This window comes from Bradyrhizobium barranii subsp. barranii (assembly GCF_017565645.3).
Classification (GTDB): Bacteria; Pseudomonadota; Alphaproteobacteria; order Rhizobiales; family Xanthobacteraceae; genus Bradyrhizobium; species Bradyrhizobium barranii.
Window position 1 is genome coordinate 9,885,658 of sequence record NZ_CP086136.1, and the last position, 19,444, is coordinate 9,905,101.

At 63.8% G+C, this 19,444-nt stretch carries 17 protein-coding genes and 1 pseudogene; 7 read left to right on the plus strand and 11 right to left on the minus strand.

Going from position 1 to position 19,444, the window contains the following annotated elements:
* Nucleotides 1–41: 41 nt before the first annotated feature.
* The 6 genes from J4G43_RS48065 to J4G43_RS48090 all read right to left on the minus strand — a co-directional run bounded on the left by J4G43_RS48065 (nucleotide 42) and on the right by J4G43_RS48090 (nucleotide 6,859).
* Nucleotides 42–1,241, minus strand: a complete 1,200-nt coding sequence (locus J4G43_RS48065) for an ABC transporter substrate-binding protein (protein WP_208089055.1) — start codon at nucleotides 1,239–1,241, stop codon at nucleotides 42–44.
* An 81-nt stretch (nucleotides 1,242–1,322) separates the two neighbouring features.
* Nucleotides 1,323–3,161: an AMP-dependent synthetase/ligase gene (locus J4G43_RS48070; protein WP_208089056.1), complete on the minus strand. Its 1,839-nt coding sequence runs from the start codon at nucleotides 3,159–3,161 to the stop codon at nucleotides 1,323–1,325.
* 118 nt (nucleotides 3,162–3,279) lie between these two features.
* A complete protein-coding gene (locus tag J4G43_RS48075) occupies nucleotides 3,280–4,068 on the minus strand; it encodes an ABC transporter ATP-binding protein (protein ID WP_208089057.1) in 789 nt (262 codons plus the stop codon).
* Between the two features lie 3 nt (nucleotides 4,069–4,071).
* Complete coding sequence (locus J4G43_RS48080) at nucleotides 4,072–4,830, minus strand: ABC transporter ATP-binding protein (protein WP_063980810.1); 759 nt, start codon at nucleotides 4,828–4,830, stop codon at nucleotides 4,072–4,074.
* Entirely contained in the window at nucleotides 4,827–5,978 is a 1,152-nt protein-coding gene (locus J4G43_RS48085) for a branched-chain amino acid ABC transporter permease (protein ID WP_208089058.1), read from the minus strand. The genes J4G43_RS48080 and J4G43_RS48085 overlap by 4 nt, the downstream gene beginning before the upstream one ends.
* 5 nt (nucleotides 5,979–5,983) lie before the next feature.
* On the minus strand, nucleotides 5,984–6,859 hold the full coding sequence (locus J4G43_RS48090) for a branched-chain amino acid ABC transporter permease (RefSeq protein ID WP_014498442.1): 876 nt from the start codon (nucleotides 6,857–6,859) through the stop codon (nucleotides 5,984–5,986).
* A gap of 262 nt (nucleotides 6,860–7,121) precedes the next feature.
* Between J4G43_RS48090 and J4G43_RS48095 the strand changes: the two genes are divergently transcribed.
* From J4G43_RS48095 to J4G43_RS48110, 4 genes and pseudogenes are all read left to right on the plus strand, one after another.
* Nucleotides 7,122–7,871: an ABC transporter ATP-binding protein gene (locus J4G43_RS48095; protein ID WP_208089590.1), complete on the plus strand. Its 750-nt coding sequence runs from the start codon at nucleotides 7,122–7,124 to the stop codon at nucleotides 7,869–7,871.
* Nucleotides 7,868–9,400: a permease gene (locus J4G43_RS48100; RefSeq protein WP_208089059.1), complete on the plus strand. Its 1,533-nt coding sequence runs from the start codon at nucleotides 7,868–7,870 to the stop codon at nucleotides 9,398–9,400. Before J4G43_RS48095 ends, J4G43_RS48100 begins: the two co-directional genes overlap by 4 nt.
* 92 nt (nucleotides 9,401–9,492) lie before the next feature.
* On the plus strand, nucleotides 9,493–10,308 hold the full coding sequence (locus J4G43_RS48105) for an MBL fold metallo-hydrolase (RefSeq protein WP_208089060.1): 816 nt from the start codon (nucleotides 9,493–9,495) through the stop codon (nucleotides 10,306–10,308).
* Between the two features lie 65 nt (nucleotides 10,309–10,373).
* Nucleotides 10,374–10,610 (plus strand): annotated as a pseudogene (locus J4G43_RS48110) (hypothetical protein); the annotation flags it as partial.
* A gap of 74 nt (nucleotides 10,611–10,684) precedes the next feature.
* Here the strand turns inward: J4G43_RS48110 and istB are convergent.
* Together istB and istA are read right to left on the minus strand one after the other, a co-directional pair.
* Complete coding sequence (istB, locus tag J4G43_RS48115; protein WP_038952109.1) at nucleotides 10,685–11,452, minus strand: IS21-like element IS1631 family helper ATPase IstB; 768 nt, start codon at nucleotides 11,450–11,452, stop codon at nucleotides 10,685–10,687.
* 4 nt (nucleotides 11,453–11,456) lie between these two features.
* Entirely contained in the window at nucleotides 11,457–13,214 is a 1,758-nt protein-coding gene (gene istA, locus J4G43_RS48120) for an IS21-like element IS1631 family transposase (RefSeq protein WP_100214066.1), read from the minus strand.
* A gap of 203 nt (nucleotides 13,215–13,417) precedes the next feature.
* On the opposite strand from istA, the gene J4G43_RS48125 reads away from it, so the two are divergent.
* On the plus strand, nucleotides 13,418–13,615 hold the full coding sequence (locus J4G43_RS48125; RefSeq protein ID WP_225005569.1) for a hypothetical protein: 198 nt from the start codon (nucleotides 13,418–13,420) through the stop codon (nucleotides 13,613–13,615).
* A gap of 111 nt (nucleotides 13,616–13,726) precedes the next feature.
* The gene (locus J4G43_RS48130) at nucleotides 13,727–14,779 is read left to right on the plus strand and encodes an amidohydrolase family protein (protein WP_208089061.1); all 1,053 of its coding nucleotides are present in this window, start codon (nucleotides 13,727–13,729) and stop codon (nucleotides 14,777–14,779) included.
* 80 nt (nucleotides 14,780–14,859) lie between these two features.
* Here J4G43_RS48130 and J4G43_RS48135 read toward each other — a convergent pair whose 3' ends face one another.
* A complete protein-coding gene (locus J4G43_RS48135; RefSeq protein WP_028157215.1) occupies nucleotides 14,860–15,315 on the minus strand; it encodes a cupin domain-containing protein in 456 nt (151 codons plus the stop codon).
* Nucleotides 15,316–15,554: 239 nt separating this feature from the next.
* Here J4G43_RS48135 and J4G43_RS48140 point away from each other — a divergent pair, with 239 nt between their 5' ends.
* Complete coding sequence (locus J4G43_RS48140; RefSeq protein WP_208089062.1) at nucleotides 15,555–16,109, plus strand: hypothetical protein; 555 nt, start codon at nucleotides 15,555–15,557, stop codon at nucleotides 16,107–16,109.
* A gap of 137 nt (nucleotides 16,110–16,246) precedes the next feature.
* Here the strand turns inward: J4G43_RS48140 and J4G43_RS48145 are convergent, their stop codons facing one another.
* Both J4G43_RS48145 and pcaB read right to left on the minus strand, forming a co-directional pair.
* On the minus strand, nucleotides 16,247–17,503 hold the full coding sequence (locus tag J4G43_RS48145) for an aminopeptidase (protein ID WP_208089063.1): 1,257 nt from the start codon (nucleotides 17,501–17,503) through the stop codon (nucleotides 16,247–16,249).
* 112 nt (nucleotides 17,504–17,615) lie between these two features.
* On the minus strand, nucleotides 17,616–18,977 hold the full coding sequence (gene pcaB / locus J4G43_RS48150) for a 3-carboxy-cis,cis-muconate cycloisomerase (RefSeq protein WP_208089064.1): 1,362 nt from the start codon (nucleotides 18,975–18,977) through the stop codon (nucleotides 17,616–17,618).
* Nucleotides 18,978–19,444 lie beyond the last annotated feature (467 nt).

Below are 19,444 nucleotides of genomic sequence, written 5' to 3' on the forward strand. Positions count from 1 at the left end.
GCTGCGGCCTCTCCCCGCACGCCGGGAGAGGCGAAGAAGCATCAAAACATCAGATTGTCCTTCACCAGCACCCAGCGGCCGTTCTTCACCTGCTGCACCTGGGTGACGGTGGTGGCGAGATGGTTGGTCTTCGAGAACACCGTCGGCGGCGAATTAAAGATATCCTGGAACTTGTCGCCGGACTCCAGCGCGTCGAGCATCTTCTGGCCAGTGAGATCCTTGCCAACCTTGTTGGCATAATGCGCGAACGTCATCACCGCATTGTAGCCGATGATCGCCTGGGTGTTGGCGTCGGCGTTGAACATCTTCTTGTAATTGACGAGCCAGTCCTTCACCTTTCCCTTCGCGGTGTCTTCGTAGGGAATTTCGAAGTTCGAGGCGGAGTACAAGCCTTCCACCACTTCCTTGCCGAGCGCCGGCACTTCGAGCACGTTAACGGGCGTGGCACCGAGGAAGGTGACGTCCCATCCGAGCTTCTTCGCTTCACCCATCGTGCCGATCGGCTCACGGAGGACCGCGCCGAGCACGACGAGGTCGCAGCCGTCAGACTTCATCTTGGCGACCTGCGCGCTGAAATCGGAGGCGCCGCGCTTGTAGCTCGTGATCGAGGCCGGCTGCAGCTTCATGGCGGTGAGCTGCTGGTTGAAGCCGTCGAGCACGTTTTTGCCGTACTCGTCGTCCTGATGCAGGATGCACGGCTTCTTGAAATTCTTTGCCTCTATCATGTATTTGAGCGCTGCGCGCGTGCTCTCGACATAGGGCAGGAGGTTGTTGAACTTCAGCCGCTCCTGCGGCTTGGCCGGATCGAACTTGAAGGTGAACTCGGCCGCCGTCAGCGGGAAGAGCTGAAGCACGCCGGCGTCGAGCAAGATATCCTGCGCAGCGAGCACGGTCGGCGATCCCATTGGTCCCACCATCGCGAAAATCTTGTCGCGCTCGATCAGCTTTTGCGAAGCCAGCACCGCTTTCTTCGGATCGTAGCCCGAGTCCTCGACGACCAGCTTGATCTTGCGGCCCTGGACACCGCCCGCCGCGTTGATCTCCTCGACCGCCATCTTCATGCCGTTGGAGACCGGGACGCCCCAGCCCTTGATCGGCCCCGACAGGTCCTGATGGGTGCCGACGACGATCTCGGATGCCGAGATGCCCTCGTTGGTGACCTTGGTTTGCGCCGCGGCCGGCAGACAGGTGAGCACCACGGCGCTCACAGCAAGGCCGAGCGTGCTGAACGATTTCGACATTGACGTCTCCTCTCCTTTGGGCCCGTATGGTGCGAAGGGCGGGGGCCACAGCTCCTTCGCTTTCTCGAACTGGCAGGCTCGTCACGCCACCGCGCGCTGGCGATACATCGCCTCGATCTCGGCAGCGTAGCGCTTGTTCACGAAGCCGCGCTTCAGCTTCATGGTCGGCGTCAGCTCCTCGTCCTCCGGGGTCAACTGGCGCTCGATCAGGTAAAATCTCTTGATGGTCTCGACGCGGGCGAAATTTCCGTTGACGCCTTCGATCTCGCGCCAGATCAGGTCCTGGATCTCCGCCGCGCGGCACAGGCTCGCATAATTGGTAAAGGGGATGTCGTGGTCCTGGGCGAACTTCTCGACATTCTCCTGGTCGATCATCACGAGGCAGGTGAGATAAGGCCGCTTGTCGCCGATCACCACGGCATCCGAGATGTAGGGCGAGAATTTGAGCTGGTTCTCGATCTCGGACGGCGTGACGTTCTTTCCGCCGGAGGTGATGATGATGTCCTTCATCCGGTCGGTGATGCGGACAAAGCCTTCGTTGTCGATGGTGCCGACGTCGCCGGTGTGCAGCCAGCCGCGATGGTCGATGGTCTCGGCAGTCTTCTCGGGCTGATTCAGATAGCCCATGAACAGGAAGTCGCCCTTGATCAGAATCTCGCCATCGGGCGACAGCGCGACCTCGCCCCAGGACACGGCGGTGCCGACCGAGCCGAACTTGATGCGTTCCGCCGGCATCATGGTCGCGACGCCGCAATTCTCGGTCTGGCCATAGACCTCGTGCATGTCGATGCCGAGCGCGAGATACCAGCGGATCAACTCCGGTGCGATCGGCGCAGCGCCGGTGAACGCGATGCGGCAGCGGTCGAGCCCGATCATGCGGCGGATGTTGCGGAACGCGAGCCGGTAGGCGATGCCGTTGGCGATGCGCAGCGAGAGCGGCGGCGCCCTGCCCTCGATCCGGCAATCGACCATGCGATAGCCGATCTTGATGGCGCGGCGATAGACCCATTGCTGCAGCGGCGTCGCGTCCTTCAGCGCGATGGTGATCGCGGAATAGAACTTCTCCCAGATGCGAGGCACCGCAAAGAAGACGGTCGGCTGCACCTCGCGCAGATTGTCCGGCACCGTCTCCGGGCTCTCGGCGAAATTCATCACCGAGCCGAGTGCGACCGAGATGTAGTAGCCAGCGACCCGCTCGGCGACGTGGCAGAGCGGAAGGAAGATCAGCCGGTCTTCGTCCTCCCGCGCCGAGATGAAATCGTTGGCGTGCCGCATCTGGTGCGTGACGCTGCGGTTGGCATGCATCACGCCCTTGGGCGGACCGGTGGTGCCCGAGGTGTAGACGAGGATGACAAGGTCGTCCGCGCTGCGGCTGTCGATCATGTCCCGCCACAACGCCTCACGGCCGACCATGTGGTTGCGGCCGAGCGCACGGAACTCGTCGAGCGACATCACCATGTCGTCGAAGAAGCCGCTGAGGCCCTCCATGTCGAACACGATGATCTTTTGCAGGGACGGACAGCGCGCGCGGCAGGCGAGCACCTTGTCGAGCTGCTCCTCGTCCTCGGCGAAGATCACCTTGGTCCGGGAATCGTTGACCAGATATTCGACCTGGGACGATGCATCGGTCGGATAGATTCCAGAGGAAACACCGCCGGCGCACAAAATCCCCATGTCGGCATGAACCCATTCCGGCACGGCATTGGCGATGACGGAGGCGACGTCGCCGGGCAGAAAGCCGGAGGCGCGAAGCGCGTAGGCGATCTCCTTCGAGATCTCCAGCCACTCGCGCCAGCTGGTCGGCTGCCAGATGCCGAATTTCTTCTCGCGGATAGCCGGCCTGTCGCCCCGCGTCTCGGCGGCGCGCAAGAAGCTCTTCGCGATCGTATCAGCGACCGTCAGCACCGCCGGTCGGGCCATGCGCGTCTCCTCCTTGTCGCTTTCCCCTCCGCTGCCTGCCTTGCCGGCGGTCTGTCGTTGCGGATGGGCCAATCCATTTAACGCCTTCCCCTAGCGCCAAGTCTTCGGCGCCAAATCTTCAGCGCCAGGTCTTCTTCTTTTTCCAGCGCCGCTCGCCTCGCGCGCCCGCCTCCTTGGCGCCAAGGTAGAATTCCTGGATGTCCTGGGAATGCATCAAGCGGTCGCAGGTGTCGTTCATCACGACGCGGCCGATCTCCAGCACGTAGCCGTAATGCGCCGTCTCCAGCGCCACCTTGGCGTTCTGCTCGACCAGCAGGATCGACATGCCCTGCTCCTCGTTGACGCGGCGGATGATGGTGAAAATCTCCTTCACCAGCAGCGGCGACAGGCCGAGCGAGGGCTCGTCGAGCAACAGCAAGGTCGGCCGGTTCATCAGCGCGCGCCCGATCGCGAGCATCTGCTGCTCACCGCCGGAAAGCTGGCCGGCCGGCTGGTTGATGCGCTCCTTCAGACGCGGGAAATAGCCGTAGACGCGCTCCAGATCCTCCGCGACGCCATCACGATCCCGGCGCGGATACGCCCCCATCATCAGGTTCTCGCGCACCGAGAGGAACGGGAACACCTCGCGCCCCTCCGGCACATGACTGAGGCCGAGCCGCACGATCCGGTCCGCCTCCATGCGCTGGATCGACCTGCCCATGAATTCGATCGTGCCCTTCTGCGGATCCAGAATGCCCGAGATCGTCTTCAGCACCGTGCTCTTGCCGGCGCCGTTGGCGCCGAGCAGGGTGACGATGCGGCCGCGCGGCACCTCCAGCGAGATGCCGCGGATCGCCATGATCGGCCCGTAATAGCTCTCGATGTTGGAGAGTTTCAGGATAATGTCGGGCGTGACGGCGGCGTCCATGCGTCAGGCTCCCAGATACGCGGCGACGACATCGGGATGCTGCTGCACCTCGGCGGGCGAGCCCATCGCCAGCACCCGGCCGTAGTTCAGCGCGATGACGCGATCGGAGACGCGGTTGACCAGCGACATGTCGTGTTCGACCATCAGCACGGTGACGCCGAGCTCGTTCTTCATGTCGCGGATCCAGAAAGACATGTCGCCGGTCTCCTCAACATTCAGGCCGGAGGACGGCTCGTCGAGCAGGATCAGTTTCGGCTCCGAGCACAGCGCGCGTGCCAGCTCGATCACCTTGCGCACGCCGTAGGGCAGGCCGGAGATCAGCTTGTCGCGATAGGGCTCAAGATCGAGGAACTCGATCACCTGCTCGACCCTGCGGCGATGCACCTTCTCGTTCGCCCGCACGCTGGGCAGGAACAGCAGTTCCTGCCAGAGCCGGGTGGTCGAGTGACGGTGGCGGCCGACCAGGAGGTTGGAGAGCACGGTCGCGTTCTCGAACAACTCGATGTTCTGGAAGGTGCGCGCGATGCCGAGCCTGGCGATGTCGTAGGGCGGCTGCTCCGTGATGTCCTGGTCTTCGAAGAAGATACGGCCCGTGGTCGGCCGGTAGATCCGCGAGATCAGGTTGAAGATCGAGCTCTTGCCGGCACCGTTCGGCCCGATGATCGAGAGGATCTCGCCCTTCTCGACCGCGAAGGATACCGCATCGACCGCCTTCAGCCCTCCGAAATGCAGCGACAGGTTCTCCGCGCGAAAATAGCTCATCGGTTGCGCTCCGACTTCACGTAGATCTTCTGCCGCTTGAAGGTGGCGCGCTTGTAGAGCGGAAACAGCTGAAAGAAGAGCTTGATCTTGAGCCAGCGGCCGTAGAGCCCGAGCGGCTCGAACAGCACGAACAGCACGATGATGATGCCGTAGATCGCGCCCTTCAGCCCGTTGAGCGAGGCGAACGCCGCGACTTTCGACTGGATATTGCCCGCAGTCGCCGAGCCTGCCCCGAACGTCGCGGCAATGCCGGCGATGATGCCGGGCAAATCGTCCTTCAGATAGGTCAGGAACGGGTCGATCATCACGATGAAGATCGCGCCCAGCACTGCGCCGTGCAGGCTGAAGGTGCCGCCGATCAGGATCACGATGATGAACTCGATCGAGAGCTGGAGCGTGAACATCTCCGGCGAGATGAAGGAGAGCTTGTGCGCGAACAGCACGCCGGCAAAGCCGGTGATCGCCGCCGAGATCGCAAAGGACTTCACCTTGTACAGCGCGACGTTGACGCCCATGCTGCGCGCCGCGGTCTCGCTGTCGCGGATCGCGACGAACGCGCGCCCCGTGGGCGAGCGCAAGAGATTGAGCGTGCCGACGATGGTCAAGACCAGCACGGCCAGACAGAGGAAATAGAAGGTCGGGCTGTCGCGCGGGACGGTGACGCCGAGCAGCGACAATGTCTTGACCCGCATGCCCTCGTTGCCGTTGGTGACGCTCTCCCAGCGCGCCAGGATCTCCTCGACGATCAGGGCAAAGGAGATGGTGGCGATGACGAGGTAGATGCCGGTCAGGCGCAGGGCGGGAAAGCCGACCATCGCACCGATCAACCCGGTCAGGACACCGGCAGCGAGGAAATAGACCGGAAACGGCACGTTATATTTCTGCAAGTATGCCGCCGTGTAAGCGCCGATCGCGAGGAACGCCGCGTGGCCGAGCGAGGCTTGCCCGGTAAAGCCGGTCAGGATCAGAAGGCCGACGCCGACCGTCGCGTAGATGCAGACGAAGACGAGCTGGCTCATCAGATAGCTGGAGAGCACATAGGGCGCGATCAGCAGCAGCGCGAGCAGGATGCCGTAGGAGACGACGTAGCCCGAATGCGGGAACAGCTTGATGTCGTCCTCATAGTCGGTCTTGAACAGGAAGCGCATGGTGTTCAGACCTTCTTGCGGACGTGGAGGCCGAACAGGCCTTCAGGCTTCAAGAGTAGTACGGCGAGCAGCACGAGGTAGGGCGCGACGTCCTTCCAGCCCTCCGCCAGATAGAAGCCGGCCATGCTCTCGATCACGCCGATCAGCACGCCGCCGACGACCGCGCCCGGGATCGAGCCGAAGCCGCCGAGGACTGCGGCGGGAAACGCCTTGAGGCCGAGCACGAGGCCGACATTGGAGTGGATGAACGTGATCGGCGCGAGCAGCACGCCGGCGCAGGTCGCGACCGCCGCGCTGATCGCCCAGACGACCGACACCACGCGCTTGACCGGGATGCCCATGTAATAGGCCGCCAGCATATTCTCGGAACTGGCGCGCATCGCGGTGCCGAGCGTGGTCTTGTTGAAGAACAGCCAGAGCAGCGCGCACAGGATCATCGTCGCGGCGATCACCGAGAGCTTGTCATAGGCCAGCACCAGCGAGCCGACGCGCAGCACGCCGTGGCTGAACGGCGTCTCGATCTTCAGATCGTCGGTGCCCCAGATCATCCCGGCGACCGAGCGCAGGAAATAGCCGAGGCCGATGGTGGCCATGATGATGGAGAATTGCGGATAGCCAAGGATCGGCCGCACCACCACGCGCTCGGCCAGCATGCCGAACAACGCCATGGCAGCCACCGCACCGGCAAAGCCGATCCAGTAGTTCAGTCCCATCATGCCGATGAAGGTGAAGGCGAAGAAGCCGCCCAGCATCATCAAATCGCCCTGGGCGAAATTGACGACCTCGGTGGCCTTGTAGACGAGCACGAAGCCGAGCGCGATCAGGCCGTAGACGCAGCCGAGCGCAACACCGCTGACCAGCTGCTGAACGAAATCCAGCATCGTCGCGCAACCTCCCGATACAACAGCGGTTCTTCGCGACCGCCTTGCTGCATCTTGTGTCCAGTCGCTACGCGGTCGTTTCGCCGCGTTAGCGCCATTTGTCCCGACGCCAATTCAGCCTGAACCGTCCAGCGCTGTCAACAAACGGTGACTTGCCATTAGTAGCAACCGGATGGCGGAATTTGTGGGCCGTAGATTCACGGTGCCGAAACATCTTGGGATCATGGTCGCGAGCGATGCAAAACCGGATGGTATGGCCGTCATGAAGCCGGACAGATCGGCGCTGGAAGTCCTGGGGTTAACGAAGCGTTTTGACCGTCTGGCGGCCGACAGCCTCGATCTCACCATTCACGCCGGCGAATTCTATGCGCTGGTCGGTCCCAACGGCGCCGGCAAGACCACCACTTTGCGCATGGTCGCGGGCCTGTTGCGGCCCGATGCCGGCGCGGTCTCGATCTTCGGCATCGATGCGCTCGCAAATCCCGTCGCCGCCAAGCAGGTGATGGCGTGGGTCTCCGACGAGCCCATGATCTACGACAAGCTGACGCCGCTTGAGTACCTCGAATTCGTCGCCGGGCTCTGGGGCATCGCGCCGTCGGTCTCGGAACCGGTCGCGCAGGACCTACTGACCTCGCTCGGGCTCGAGCCGCACCGGCACGAACGCTGCGAAGGCTTTTCCAAGGGCATGCGCCAGAAGGTCGCTCTCGCCGGCGCCCTGGTGCACGATCCCCGCCTCATCATCCTCGACGAACCGCTGACCGGCCTCGATGCCGTTTCCGCCCGCCACGTGAAGGGGCTGCTGAGCGAGCGCGTCCGCGCCGGCTGCACGGTCATCATGACCACGCATATTCTCGAGGTGGCCGAACGCATGGCCGACCGCATCGGCGTGATCGCCTCGGGCCGTCTGGTCGCCGAGGGCACGCTGACCGAGCTGCGCCAGCAGAACGGCCATGCCGACACCAGCCTGGAAGATCTCTTCATCGCGCTGGTGACGCTTCCGGAAGCCGCATGAGCTCGGCAACCGCACTGTCCTGGTTTGCCCGCCACGAGCTCCGGCTCGCCTGGCGCGAATGGTTCGCCATGATGACCGGCGGCCGGCGCAAGCGGGCCCGCGCCGCAATGATCGGCCTGCTGTTCTTCGCGGCACTGCTGCACGTGCCGGCCTGGGCGGTGATCGGCCGCTTCGCCGACCTGCAGCTGCCGCTCGACAAATCCTCCCTGATCGTGATCTCGGCGACGATCTTTCTCACCTGGACGCTGATGCTGTCGCAGGCGATCGAATCGGTGACGCGGGTGTTTTATGCCCGCGCCGATCTCGACCTGATCATGTCCTCGCCCGCGATGCTGGCCAATCTGTTCTCGGTGCGCATCGCCGCGATCGCACTGGCCGTCACCGTGATGGCGCTGCTGTTCTCGACGCCGTTCATCGACGTGCTGGTGATCGGCGGCGGCGCGCGCTGGCTTGCGGCATTCGGCGTCGTCATCGCCATGGGCCTCTCGGCCGCGGCGATCGCGATCGCCATCACCATCACCATCCTGCTGTTCCGCCTGATCGGCCCGGCGCGCACGCGCTTCGTCGCCCAGGTCCTCGCCGCGATGATCGGCGCCGGCTTCGTGATCGCGCTCCAGGTCGCCGCGATCATGTCCTATGGCACGCTGTCGCGCTTCACCATCCTGACCTCGGGCAGCTTCGCCGCCTACGCGCCCGACGTCGACAGCATCTGGTGGTGGCCGGCGCGGGCGGCCATGGGCGACAGCGAGGCGCTGCTGCTGCTCCTCGCGCTCGGGCTCGTGCTGCTCGGCAGCGTGATGGCGGTCTTCTCGCACCGCTTTGCCGATACCGCAATCGATGCCGCCGCTTACGGCGCCTCCGGCAGCAAGGCCGCGAAGCAGCGCCCGTTCCGCGGCGGATCGCGGCAACAAGCGCTGCGGCGCAAGGAATTTTCGCTGCTCTGGCGCGATCCCTGGCTGATCTCGCAGACGCTGATGCAGCTGCTCTATTTGGTGCCGCCGGCGCTGCTGCTTTGGCGCAACTTTGCCGACAGCTCCGCAGCGCTGACGCTGATCACACCCGTCATCGTGATGGCGGCGGGACAGCTCGCGGGCGGGCTCGCATGGCTGACGATCTCGGGCGAGGACGCGCCCGATCTGGTCGCGACCGCGCCGCTGACGCCGTCCAGCGTCATCCGCGCCAAGATCGAGGTGGTGCTGATCGCCATCGCCGCCATCTTCTGCCCGCTGGTCGCAGCACTCGCTTTTGCCTCGCCGTTCCAGGCCGCGGTCAGTGCCGGTGCTGTCATCATCAGCGCGGCGTCCGCGACTGCGATCCAGCTCTGGTTCCGGGTGCAGGCCCGGCGCAGCCAATTCCGCCGCCGCCAGACCTCGTCGCGGCTCGCGACCTTCGCCGAAGCCTTCTCCTCGATCGGCTGGGCCGCCAGCGCAGCGCTGCTGCTCGCCCTTCCCATTGCCGGCCTCATCAGCGGCCTGATCACCGCGGGCCTCATCGCCATCACCTGGAAATTCAGCCCGCGGCGAGAGTGAGGCTGCGACACTGACGCGCTGTTGATCGCGGCCTATTGGCCACGCGCTGCATTGCACGCTAGACTTCTTCCGAAGTCATCGGGGACGGATTCATGCGGCGACTGGTTTCAGCGGCTCTGGCGCTGTTCGGCGCATTCCTCTCTCCTGCTCTCGCTCAGCAGCCACCTCAGCGGAGCGAATGCCTGGCGATGGCAAACGCCATGCCCCGCGCGATGCCGGCCGCCTTCCGGCAGGCCGCAGGCTCGGCTGAAGTCCAGATCACCTATGCCGGCCATTCCACCTATTTCATCGACACGCCCGGCGGCCTGCGCATCGCGACCGACTACAGCGGCGCCTACCAGGTCGGACGTCTGCCCGATGTCGTCACCATGAACCGGGCGCACAGCACCCACTACTCTTTATTTCCCGACAAGCGCATTCCCCATGTGCTGCATGGCTGGGGTGAGGACGGCAAGCCGGCCATCGTATCGGAGCGCATCGGCGACACCTTCGTCCGCAACGTCACGACCGACATCCGCCGCTATTTTGGTGACGATTCCGGCACCGACATGATCCGCGACGGCAATTCGATCTTCATCTTCGAGGTCGCCGGCCTCTGCATCGGCCATCTCGGCCATCTCCACCACAAGCTCGACGAAACCCATTTCGCCCAGATCGGGCGGCTCGACATCGTGATGGTGCCGATCGACGGCACCTACACCATGTCGCTCGACGGCGTCTCCGAGATCACCAAGCGGCTGCGCGCCTCTGTGGTGCTGCCGATGCATCGCTTCGCCACCCCGCTCGACGAGTTCATGCACCTCATCGGCCGGCAGTTCGAGATCGACCGGCGCAGCGAGCGCTCCTTCCGGATGTCGCGGGACGCGCTGCCGACGACGCCGACGGTGATCATCCTCGACGGCGTGTGACGCGCAATTTTCTCCAAGTCGATTGCCGTTCGGTCGTGCTGATCTCCTCGCGACGGGAGATCGACATGACAGACTTTGCCAGACTTTTGTACGCGGACGGACCGAACCCCGAGCACGCGGCGGCGCTCCAGCTCTACGGCCGCTTCGTCGGCGACTGGGATGCCGGGATCACCGCTCATGGCCCCGATGGAACCACGCACACCGCGCCCGGCGAAATCCATTTCGGCTGGGTGCTGGAAGGCCGCGCCGTTCAGGATGTCTGGATCATCCCTCGCCCAGCGGCTGCGCCGGCGTTTCCGATCCCCGCGGGTCACTTCAAATTCCTCCGGGTGTGGTCAGTCAAATTCCTCCACCCGCGAGGCAGGACAAGGGACTGTTAGTTTGAGTTTGTTTCCCGGGCAAGAGCTTCAGCGGCTTCTTTGAGCCGATAGCTGCGTCCGTCGAACTCAAGCAGATGGCAATGATGCATAAGGCGATCGAGGATCGTCGTGCTCATAGTGTTGTCCCCAAGGTATGCCCCCCAATCCTGCACGACGCGATTGGAGGTGACGATGACGCTGCGGCGCAGTTTGTAACGCTGATGGATCAGGGTCTGCAGCAAAGTGCCGGCGTCGTCGGGGATGGCGCGTGCGAGGAATAGATCGTCCAGCACGAGGAGATCGCAGTCGATGATGGTTCGCAGCCGGACCTCGCGTTGTGCCGGAGAGTTCAGGGCGTAGCGGTGGAAGAAGTCGTCGGTCTCAAGATACTGGACCTTGTGGCTTTGCAGGATCGCCTGATAGGCAATCGCCTTGGCGATGTGCGACTTCCCGGTGCCAGGTTTGCCAACAAGCAGAGCGTTCTCGCCAGCGGCAATGAACGCCAGGGTGTGGAGCTGGAAGCAGGTCTGACGTGGCAGTTTGGGATTGAAGGACCAGTCGAACTCGGCGAGCGTCAGCTTTTCGTCGAGCCCGGATTGCTGGTATCGCCGCTCGATAAGACGGGACTGACGACGGTCCAGTTCATCCTGCAGGATAAGGGAGAAGGTCTCGAGGAAGGGCTGGTTGGCGCCCTGCGCCTGGAGCACGCGCGTCTGCAGCGTGTCGCGGACACCCGACAGGCGCAGCTGTCGTAGGCAACGCTCAATTTCCGGCATGGTCATCATGTGGCTAGGTCTCCAGTTTAAGGTGAGAAGGTGCAGCGGGAGCGCTCGTGGCGCCGGAGTTGGCCGGGGTTGCGCAGGCGACACGAGCGCGGATTGCCGTGGCGTGATCGTCGTGAGCCTCGGCCTGCCGACCATTGTCGTCGGCGTCGCGCCGCACAGCGCGGCTGAAGAGGTCGCCGTATTCCGCGGGGGTACGGATCAGCGGATGATCCTGGGTGAGCGGCGATGCCGGCTGTGGCGTCACTCCAACCTGCTCGATCGCCTGTTCGAACAACCGCTCGACGGTCGCACGCACGTGCTTGTAGCGGTAGATGCGGTTGTCGATGGCGTGCGCGCAGGCCTGCTCGACCAGCCGCGCCGGATACTTCCGGCCCAGCCCGACAATGCCCCACATCGCGCGCTGTCCGGGGCGCCCTTCGGTGTCGAACACCTGCTGGCACAAGGCCCTGGTCTGCGGTCCGATGCGCTCGGCGCTCGCCAGCAGCACGGCGGTTTGCCGCGACGGGTTGAACGGCCGTTCGCTGGTCGGCAGGACGACAGAACCGGGGTGCGCCATCCGGGAATGAACACGCAGCAGCGCACGGGTGTGGCGATCACGGATCTCGATCGTGGTGGTGTAGATGCGCACGACGACCTGGCTGCCGATCGGCGCGGGCCGCGCGGCGTAATAGCTGTTGTCGACGCGTACGGTGGTGTCGTCGCAGACAGTCCGGACGACTTCGGTGAAGATGCGGAAGGGAGCGACAGGCAGCGGCCGCAGGTGCGGCTTCTCTTCCTGGAACATCGCCTCGACCTGACGGCGCGTGCTGCCGTGGATGCGTTTGGAAGCCCAGTTCTCCTCCCAGTGCCTCAAGAACTCGTTTTGCGCCTCCAGCGTCTCGAAGCGCCGTCCGGCCAGCGCAGTGCCCTGGGTATGTTGAATCGCATTCTCGACGCATCCTTTCCGATTTGGATCGGCCACGCGCGCGGGATCGGCGACCACGGCGTAATGAGCCAGCATCGCGCTGTAAATCGGGTTGAGCTGGGGCTCGTACAAATCCGGCTTGAGGACGCCTTCCTTCAGGTTGTCGAGCACGACATAGCTGGGGACCCCGCCAAAATACCGGAACGCCTCTTCGTGGAGCTGCGCCCAGACTTGTTGGCTGGACTTCCAGACTACCCGCCGGAAGCTGCGCCGCGAGTAGCGTAGCGTCATCACGAACAGGCGGGGACGACGGTACCGCCCGCTCTTCGGATCAACCGTCGGCGCGCCCTCGCCATAGTCGACCTGAGCTTCCTCGCCGGGGAGGAACTCAAGACGATCAAACTGCTCAGGATCAGCGTGCCGCAACCGGCGCACAAACCGCTTGACACTCTGGTAGCTGGACGGAAAGCCAAATTGATCAACCAGGTCCTGGTAAATCGCCTGCGCGTTCCGCTTCAGCCGGACCTGTTCTTCGATCCACGTCCGATGCGCTTCGCAAGCCGAACGGGCCAGGCTGCTGGTGACCGTCGCTTCCGATGTCCCAAAAGCCGGTGGTCGGGGTGGAGGAATTTGGCCGTCCGCGCTCACCGAGCCGGTGGTCACTTCCCCGGGGGAATTTGCCTCCGCACCGGCCCGCAGCGCCTGATAACGCCGGATCGTCTTGCGATCGACACCCGTCAGCCGGTGAATCTCGCGCTGGCTGGTGTTGCGATCAAGTAATGTAAGTACGGTGCTTTGCAGATGTCGCTTCAAGACGTTCAACTCCCCGGCCCCTTGCTGGCTAAAGGGGTCGAACATAAACGTCCTGCCTGACCGGCTACTGCTGTTCAGCGGCGCTGACGGCGATCATCAGGTGGGGGAGTTTCAAGTGACCATACCCGGGGGATTTTGACCGACCCACGGGGTTTCCGATCGCCGGCAATTGGTACGGCACGACGCTACGGGTCTACGACCCCTCCATTTCCGCATGGCGGATTTCCTGGTTCGATCCCGGTCGTAGCGTGTTCCGCCAGCAGATCGGCCGCCCGCGCGGCGCGGACATCGTGCAGGAAGGTACGACCGATGCGGGCGACCTGACACGCTGGAGTTTCACAGAGATTACCGATGATTCCTTCCATTGGCTCGGCGAAGTGAAGCCGGCAGCCGCCGCCGATTGGCGGCTTGTGGTCGATGTGAGGGCGAAGCGGCGCAAGGGCTAACGACGGCGCCGCTGTGCTCGCGATGACGGGTGCGGTTGCGCAGCACGCGCAGCTGGATGCGAAGACGAGGTGCTAGGCTCCCCCCACAAAAAACAAAGGGAGCGAATGCCGATGGCTGCAAGCGGTGTGCCCGCCAACACGAGCGGGCTATTCGTCGAGCCGCGCGAGGACTGGCTCGCGCAATATCAGGAGGAGATCATCGATCCCTTGCGGCTGATCGTCGATCCTCATCACCATCTCTGGAATCGCGGGCAGCGCTATCTGATCGAGGAGATGGCGGCCGATATCGCCTCCGGGCACAACATCATCGCCACCGTCTATGTCGACTGCCGTTCGATGTATCGCGCGCACGGGCCCGAGGCATTCCGGCCGGTCGGCGAAGTCGAGTTCGCCAACGGCGTCGCCGCCATGAGCGCAAGCGGCGGCTACGGCACGGCCGCGATCTGCGCCGGCATCGTCAGCCACGTGAACCTGCTGCTGGGCGATGCCGCCAAGCCGGTGCTGGAAGCCGAGATCGCGGCGGGCAACGGTCGATTCCGCGGCATCAGGCATTCCTCGGCCTGGGACGAAGACCCTGTCGTCGCCGGCATGTATGCCAACCGGCCGAAGGGGTTGTTGCGGGATCCGACTTTCCGCAAAGGCTTTGCCTGCCTCGCACCGCTGAACCTGAGCTTCGATGCCTGGCTGTTTCACCCGCAGATCGGCGAGCTGACCGAGCTCGCGCGCGCCTTTCCCGACACCAGGATCGTGCTCGACCATTGCGGCGGCCCGGCCGGCGTCGGTCGCTTTGCCGGGCGGCGCGAAGAGGTGTTTCCGCAATGGCGCGCCTCGATCCAGGAGATCGCGAAGTGCGAGAATGTCTCGGTGAAACTCGGTGGGCTCGCGATGTGCCTGCTCGGCTATGACTTCCATCTGCGCGCGAAGCCGCCGTCATCCGAGGAGCTTGCCGCGGCCTGGCGGCCCTATGTCGAGACCTGCATCGAGGCGTTCGGCCCCAGGCGCGCGATGTTCGAGAGCAATTTCCCGCCGGACAAGGGCCAGTGCAGCTACCAGGTGATCTTCAACGCGTTCAAGCGTATCGCGGCGCCCTTGAGCGAGGCCGAGAAGACGGCGCTGTTCTCGCAGACGGCGAGCGATGTCTACCGGCTCGAACTGCCGTCATGACGAGAAGAGGGGCCGGGATGTTGGTCCCGGCCCCTCTTCCGTCGTGGCCGCTGGGAAGCGTCCTTGGATATGTTTGAACTCTAGCCAGCCCCCAACAGCGAGGCGGGGCGGCGCTCGCCGGCGGAGACGAACATCCGCTTGAGCTTGTTGACGACGCGGATCAGGAATCCGATCATCACGGGATTGGTCTTGCGGCAGAAGGCGATCTTCTTGACGTGGCCTTCGACATGCCATTTGGCATGCGCGCCGTCGCGGAAGAAAATGACGTCGCCGGGGCCATAGCGCTTCGGCGGCATGCCGTCGCTTTCGAGCACGATCGATCCTTCCATGATCATGATCGTCTCGTCGATGTCGTAGTACCAGTTGAAGCGGCCTTCGGTACACTGCCAGATGATGGTCGAGGCGGTGCCGTCGGCGCTGGTGGACAGGATGTGCGAGCGCGACACCGGATTGCCTTCGATAATCCAGGACGGCTCGATCGGCCGCAGCTCGAGATCCACGTTGCAACTACTGATTTCAATCAATGACGGCGACATCTGCTTCCCCAGGGAATAAAATATGTATGGCCGGGTCTGGGCCCGGATTGTTTCCAAAGATGTTGGAACGCTAGTAGCCGGTTTTTAATTCTTTCTTACGCAGGCGCCGACAATCAGCCGCAAGTTGCAGGCGCGACGAGGTTAACGTCGGGATTTGCCTGCAAATTCGCGCACATGAACCCATCTTTTCCGGGGTGCGACAAAGTGCGCGAAAGTGACCAGCGAAGGAGTCCGCACCGATGCCCCTCACCCCGGAGGTTCTGACAGCCCAAGGCGAGGTCGTCGCTTGGCTTGGCAGCCTCGATGTTTCCTTCGCAGCCGAAGAGGAGCCCTGGTTCACCATCGATGGCGTCGAAAACCCCCGGCAGATCGGCAGCGACGGCTGCGGCGGCACCTTCGTGCTGCTGCCATCGCGGAATGTGCTCTACGTCTCATCGGAGGGCCGCGCTGGAATTATCGCCGGCACGTTCGAGGCCTTCATCCAGCTCGTTGTCGCCCGCCCCTACTGGCTGGACATCCTCAAATTCTCCGCCGGCGGCGATCTCACGGAGATGCGGCGCGCGGCGGATGCGCTGGAGGCGACACTCGACCAGGAGGATGACGTCAACGCGGCCCGCGAGGAAATTCGCGGCAGCCTCGACCTGCCCGATGCGGACGATCCCATCGAAGCGCTTTACGAGGCGGTCGCCACGCCCGACGCCATCGTGCGGGCCACCGACGGCAGCCCGTTCACGACGCTGTTCAACCGCTTCAGCATCGACAACAACCGGATGCTGCGTAACGCGGCGGCGTGAGAGCACGTGACGCCAGCGCTGGGGCTTGAACCTTCCACCATCATCGTCATGGCCGGGCTTGTCCCGGCCATCCACGCCTAGCGGCACAAAGAACGTGGATGCCCGGGACAAGCCCGGGTATGACGAGCAACAGCGGACTACTTCGCCCACTCGCCCTTGCGGAACACCGGCACCTTGCTGCCGTCGGCGAGAATGCCGTCGATGTCGGTCTCGGCAGAACCGATCATCCAGTCGATATGGATCAGGCTCTGGTTGCCGCCTTGCGCGGCGATCTGCTGCGGCGTCAGCTGCGCGCCGTTGACGAAGCATTTCGAATAGCACTGGCCGAGCGCGATGTGCGAGGCCGCGTTCTCGTCGAACAGCGTGTTGTAGAACAACAGCCCGCTCTGCGAGATCGGCGAGGAATGCGGCACCAGTGCCACCTCGCCGAGACGCCGCGCGCCTTCGTCGGTGTCGAGCACCTTGTTCAGCACCTCCGCGCCGCGCGAGGCCTTGGCATCGACGATCCTGCCGTCCTCGAAGCGCACCGCGATGTTATCGATCAGCGTGCCCTGGTAGGACAGCGGCTTCGAGCTCACGACATGACCAAAGACGCGCCGGCAATGCGGCGTGGTGAAAACCTCTTCGGTCGGGATATTGGCGTTGCAACTGATGCCGTTCTTGGACAGCGAGGCGCCGCCCTCCCACTCGTGTCCGTCGGCAAGCCCGATGGAGAGGTCGATGCCGGGACCTGAATATTGCAGCGCACGAAAGCGCTGGCCGTTGAGCCAGTTGGTGCGCTCGCGCAGCACCGCGTTGTGGCTCGCCCAATTGCCTATCGCATCCTCGCGGTCGACGCGGGAGGCCGCGAAGATCGCGTCTGCCAGCTTGCCGATCGCAACGTCCTCGGGATCATCAGGGAAGACCTGCTTGGCCCATGACGGGCTCGGATAGGCGATGATGTTCCAGTTGGTGTCGAAATTGACGATTTTTTCCAGCGCCGGCTGATAGGCTATCGAATTGGCCTTGCTGGCGCGCGCCACCTTGGAAGGATCTTCGCCGGACAGCAGCATCGGATTGTCGCCGACGATGGCGAGCCGCGCGGTGTTGTCGGAGAACGCCTTGGCCATGCCCTCATAGAGCCAGTTGGCGGCACGATCGAAGCTGTTGTCCTGGCCGTGGCGGTAGCGCGCCAGCGTCATCTCCTCATCCGACAGGATCGGCGTCACGATACCGGCGCCGGCCTTGTAGGCGTGCACGGCGATCCGCCGCACCAGCGGCAGCGCGATCGCGGGCGCCGTCAAGAGCAGATCCTGTCCCGGCCGCAAGCCCAGGCCCACCTTCACCGCCACCTCGGCCAGCCGGTCGAGTTTCACGGGATCGATGGGAACGGCGGAATTGCGGTGATCAATCATGCGGGGTCCTCTGCCGAAGCTCTCTCGTTCAATCTAAGTCTAGCATCGCAAGGCGCAAGTGCGCGAGCGCCTTGCGACACGGAGAGATACGGAGTTTCGCGCATTTTGGTTTTCAACGCGTTGCCGATTTCAGCACCCGGTCGACCATGGCAGGCGCAAGGCCGAGGTAATTTTTCGGTGAAGTCAGCGCTTCGATCGTGGCACGGTCGATCCTGACGGAGACGCGGGCGTCGGACGAGAGCGCGTCCGCCAATGTCAGACCCTTCTCATTGGCGAGCCGGCAGGCATCATAGACCACGTCATGCGCCTCCTGCCGCCCGATCTGCGGCGCCAGCCCCATCATGACCGCTTCGGCCACGATCAGGCCGCGGCTGATGGCGAGATTGTCGTTCATCTTCCTTTCATCGACGATGAGGCCTGCTAGCGCAAACTTCGCCTGGTGCAGCGCGCCGGCGGTCAGCACGAAGCTTTCCGGGATCGCCATCCATTCGGCATGCCAGGGCCCGGTGGCGCGCTCGAAATCCTGCACCATCGCATCCAGCATCAGACCGGCATGCTGGCGCACCGCCTTGGACGCCGCGAGCATCAGCTCCGAGGAGATCGGGTTGCGCTTCTGCGGCATGGTCGAGGAGGCGCCGCGGCCCTTGACGAAGGGCTCGTAGACCTCGGCGAACTCGGTCGAGGCCATGATCATGATGTCGAGTGCGATCTTGCCGAGCGAGCCTGTGACCAGCGCGAGGAAATTCACGGCCTCGGCAAAGCCGTCGCGCGCGACGTGCCAGGTCGAGGCGGGAACGCCGAGCTCGAGCTCGGCGCAGAGCGCCTCCTGCACCTCGAACCCCTTGCCGCCGAGCGAGGCCAGCGTTCCGGCGGCGCCGGCGAACTGTCCGACCAGCACGCGCGGCTTCAATTGCACGAGCCGCTCGGCGTGGCGGTCGAACATCGCGAGCCAGATCGCGGTCTTGTAGCCGAACGTTACCGGCAGCGCCTGCTGGAGATGGGTGCGCCCGGCCATCGGCGTGTCGCGGTAGCGCTTCGAGAGGTCCGCGAGGATGTTTCGCAGCTCGGCGATGTCGCGCTCGACGATCCCGAGCGCGGAGCGCAATTGCAGCACCACCGCGGTATCCATGATGTCCTGCGTGGTCGCACCCCAATGCACGTAGCGGCCGGCCTCGCCGCACTGCTTCACCATCTGATGCACCAGCGGCAGGATCGGATAGCCGACGATGTCGGTCTCCTGCCGCAGCAGATCGAAATCGAATGCGGCGACGTCGGTCCGCGCCGCGATCTGGTCGGCGGCTTCCTGCGGGATCACGCCGCACTTCGCCTCCGCCTTCGCCAGCGCCACCTCGACCTCGGCATAGCGCGCCACCAGCGCGACATCGGAGAACACCTCGCGCATCTCGGGCGTGCCGAAGGCGTCGCGGAACAGCATGGAATCGAGCACGGTCGTCGAGGCGGGAAAAGCGGGCATGGGCGTTTCTTTATGGTTTGCGTTTGTGTGAGAGCAACTTACGCGGACCGCGCTGTTCGGCAATGGACATTCATGGCTCGCCACACATTCGATGCCGTACGACGACATTACGACGGCGCATCGCTCCATCACCCCGTCATCCTGAGATGCGAAGCGTGCGATGCGTAGCGGCGCACGAAGGGCCTCGAAGTGATGAACGGCCGCGATGTAGCCGGGCCGTCGCCCTTCGAGGGCCGTGACAAGGCGGCCACTTCAGGGTGACGGGGATAGATTGTGCGCGCGGCAAGATCGGGCTATGTGCGCAGCCCGCGACAGTCCACCAGACCCGCCACATTCTCATTCAAGTTGCATTCCTATCCGAAAACGGCATAGCAGCCATCACGCGATCGTGGTGAACCCGGCAGGCCGCTCAGCGGACTCACAGTCTTAGAGTCGAAATCCATTCTGATTTCATCATTGCCTGATGT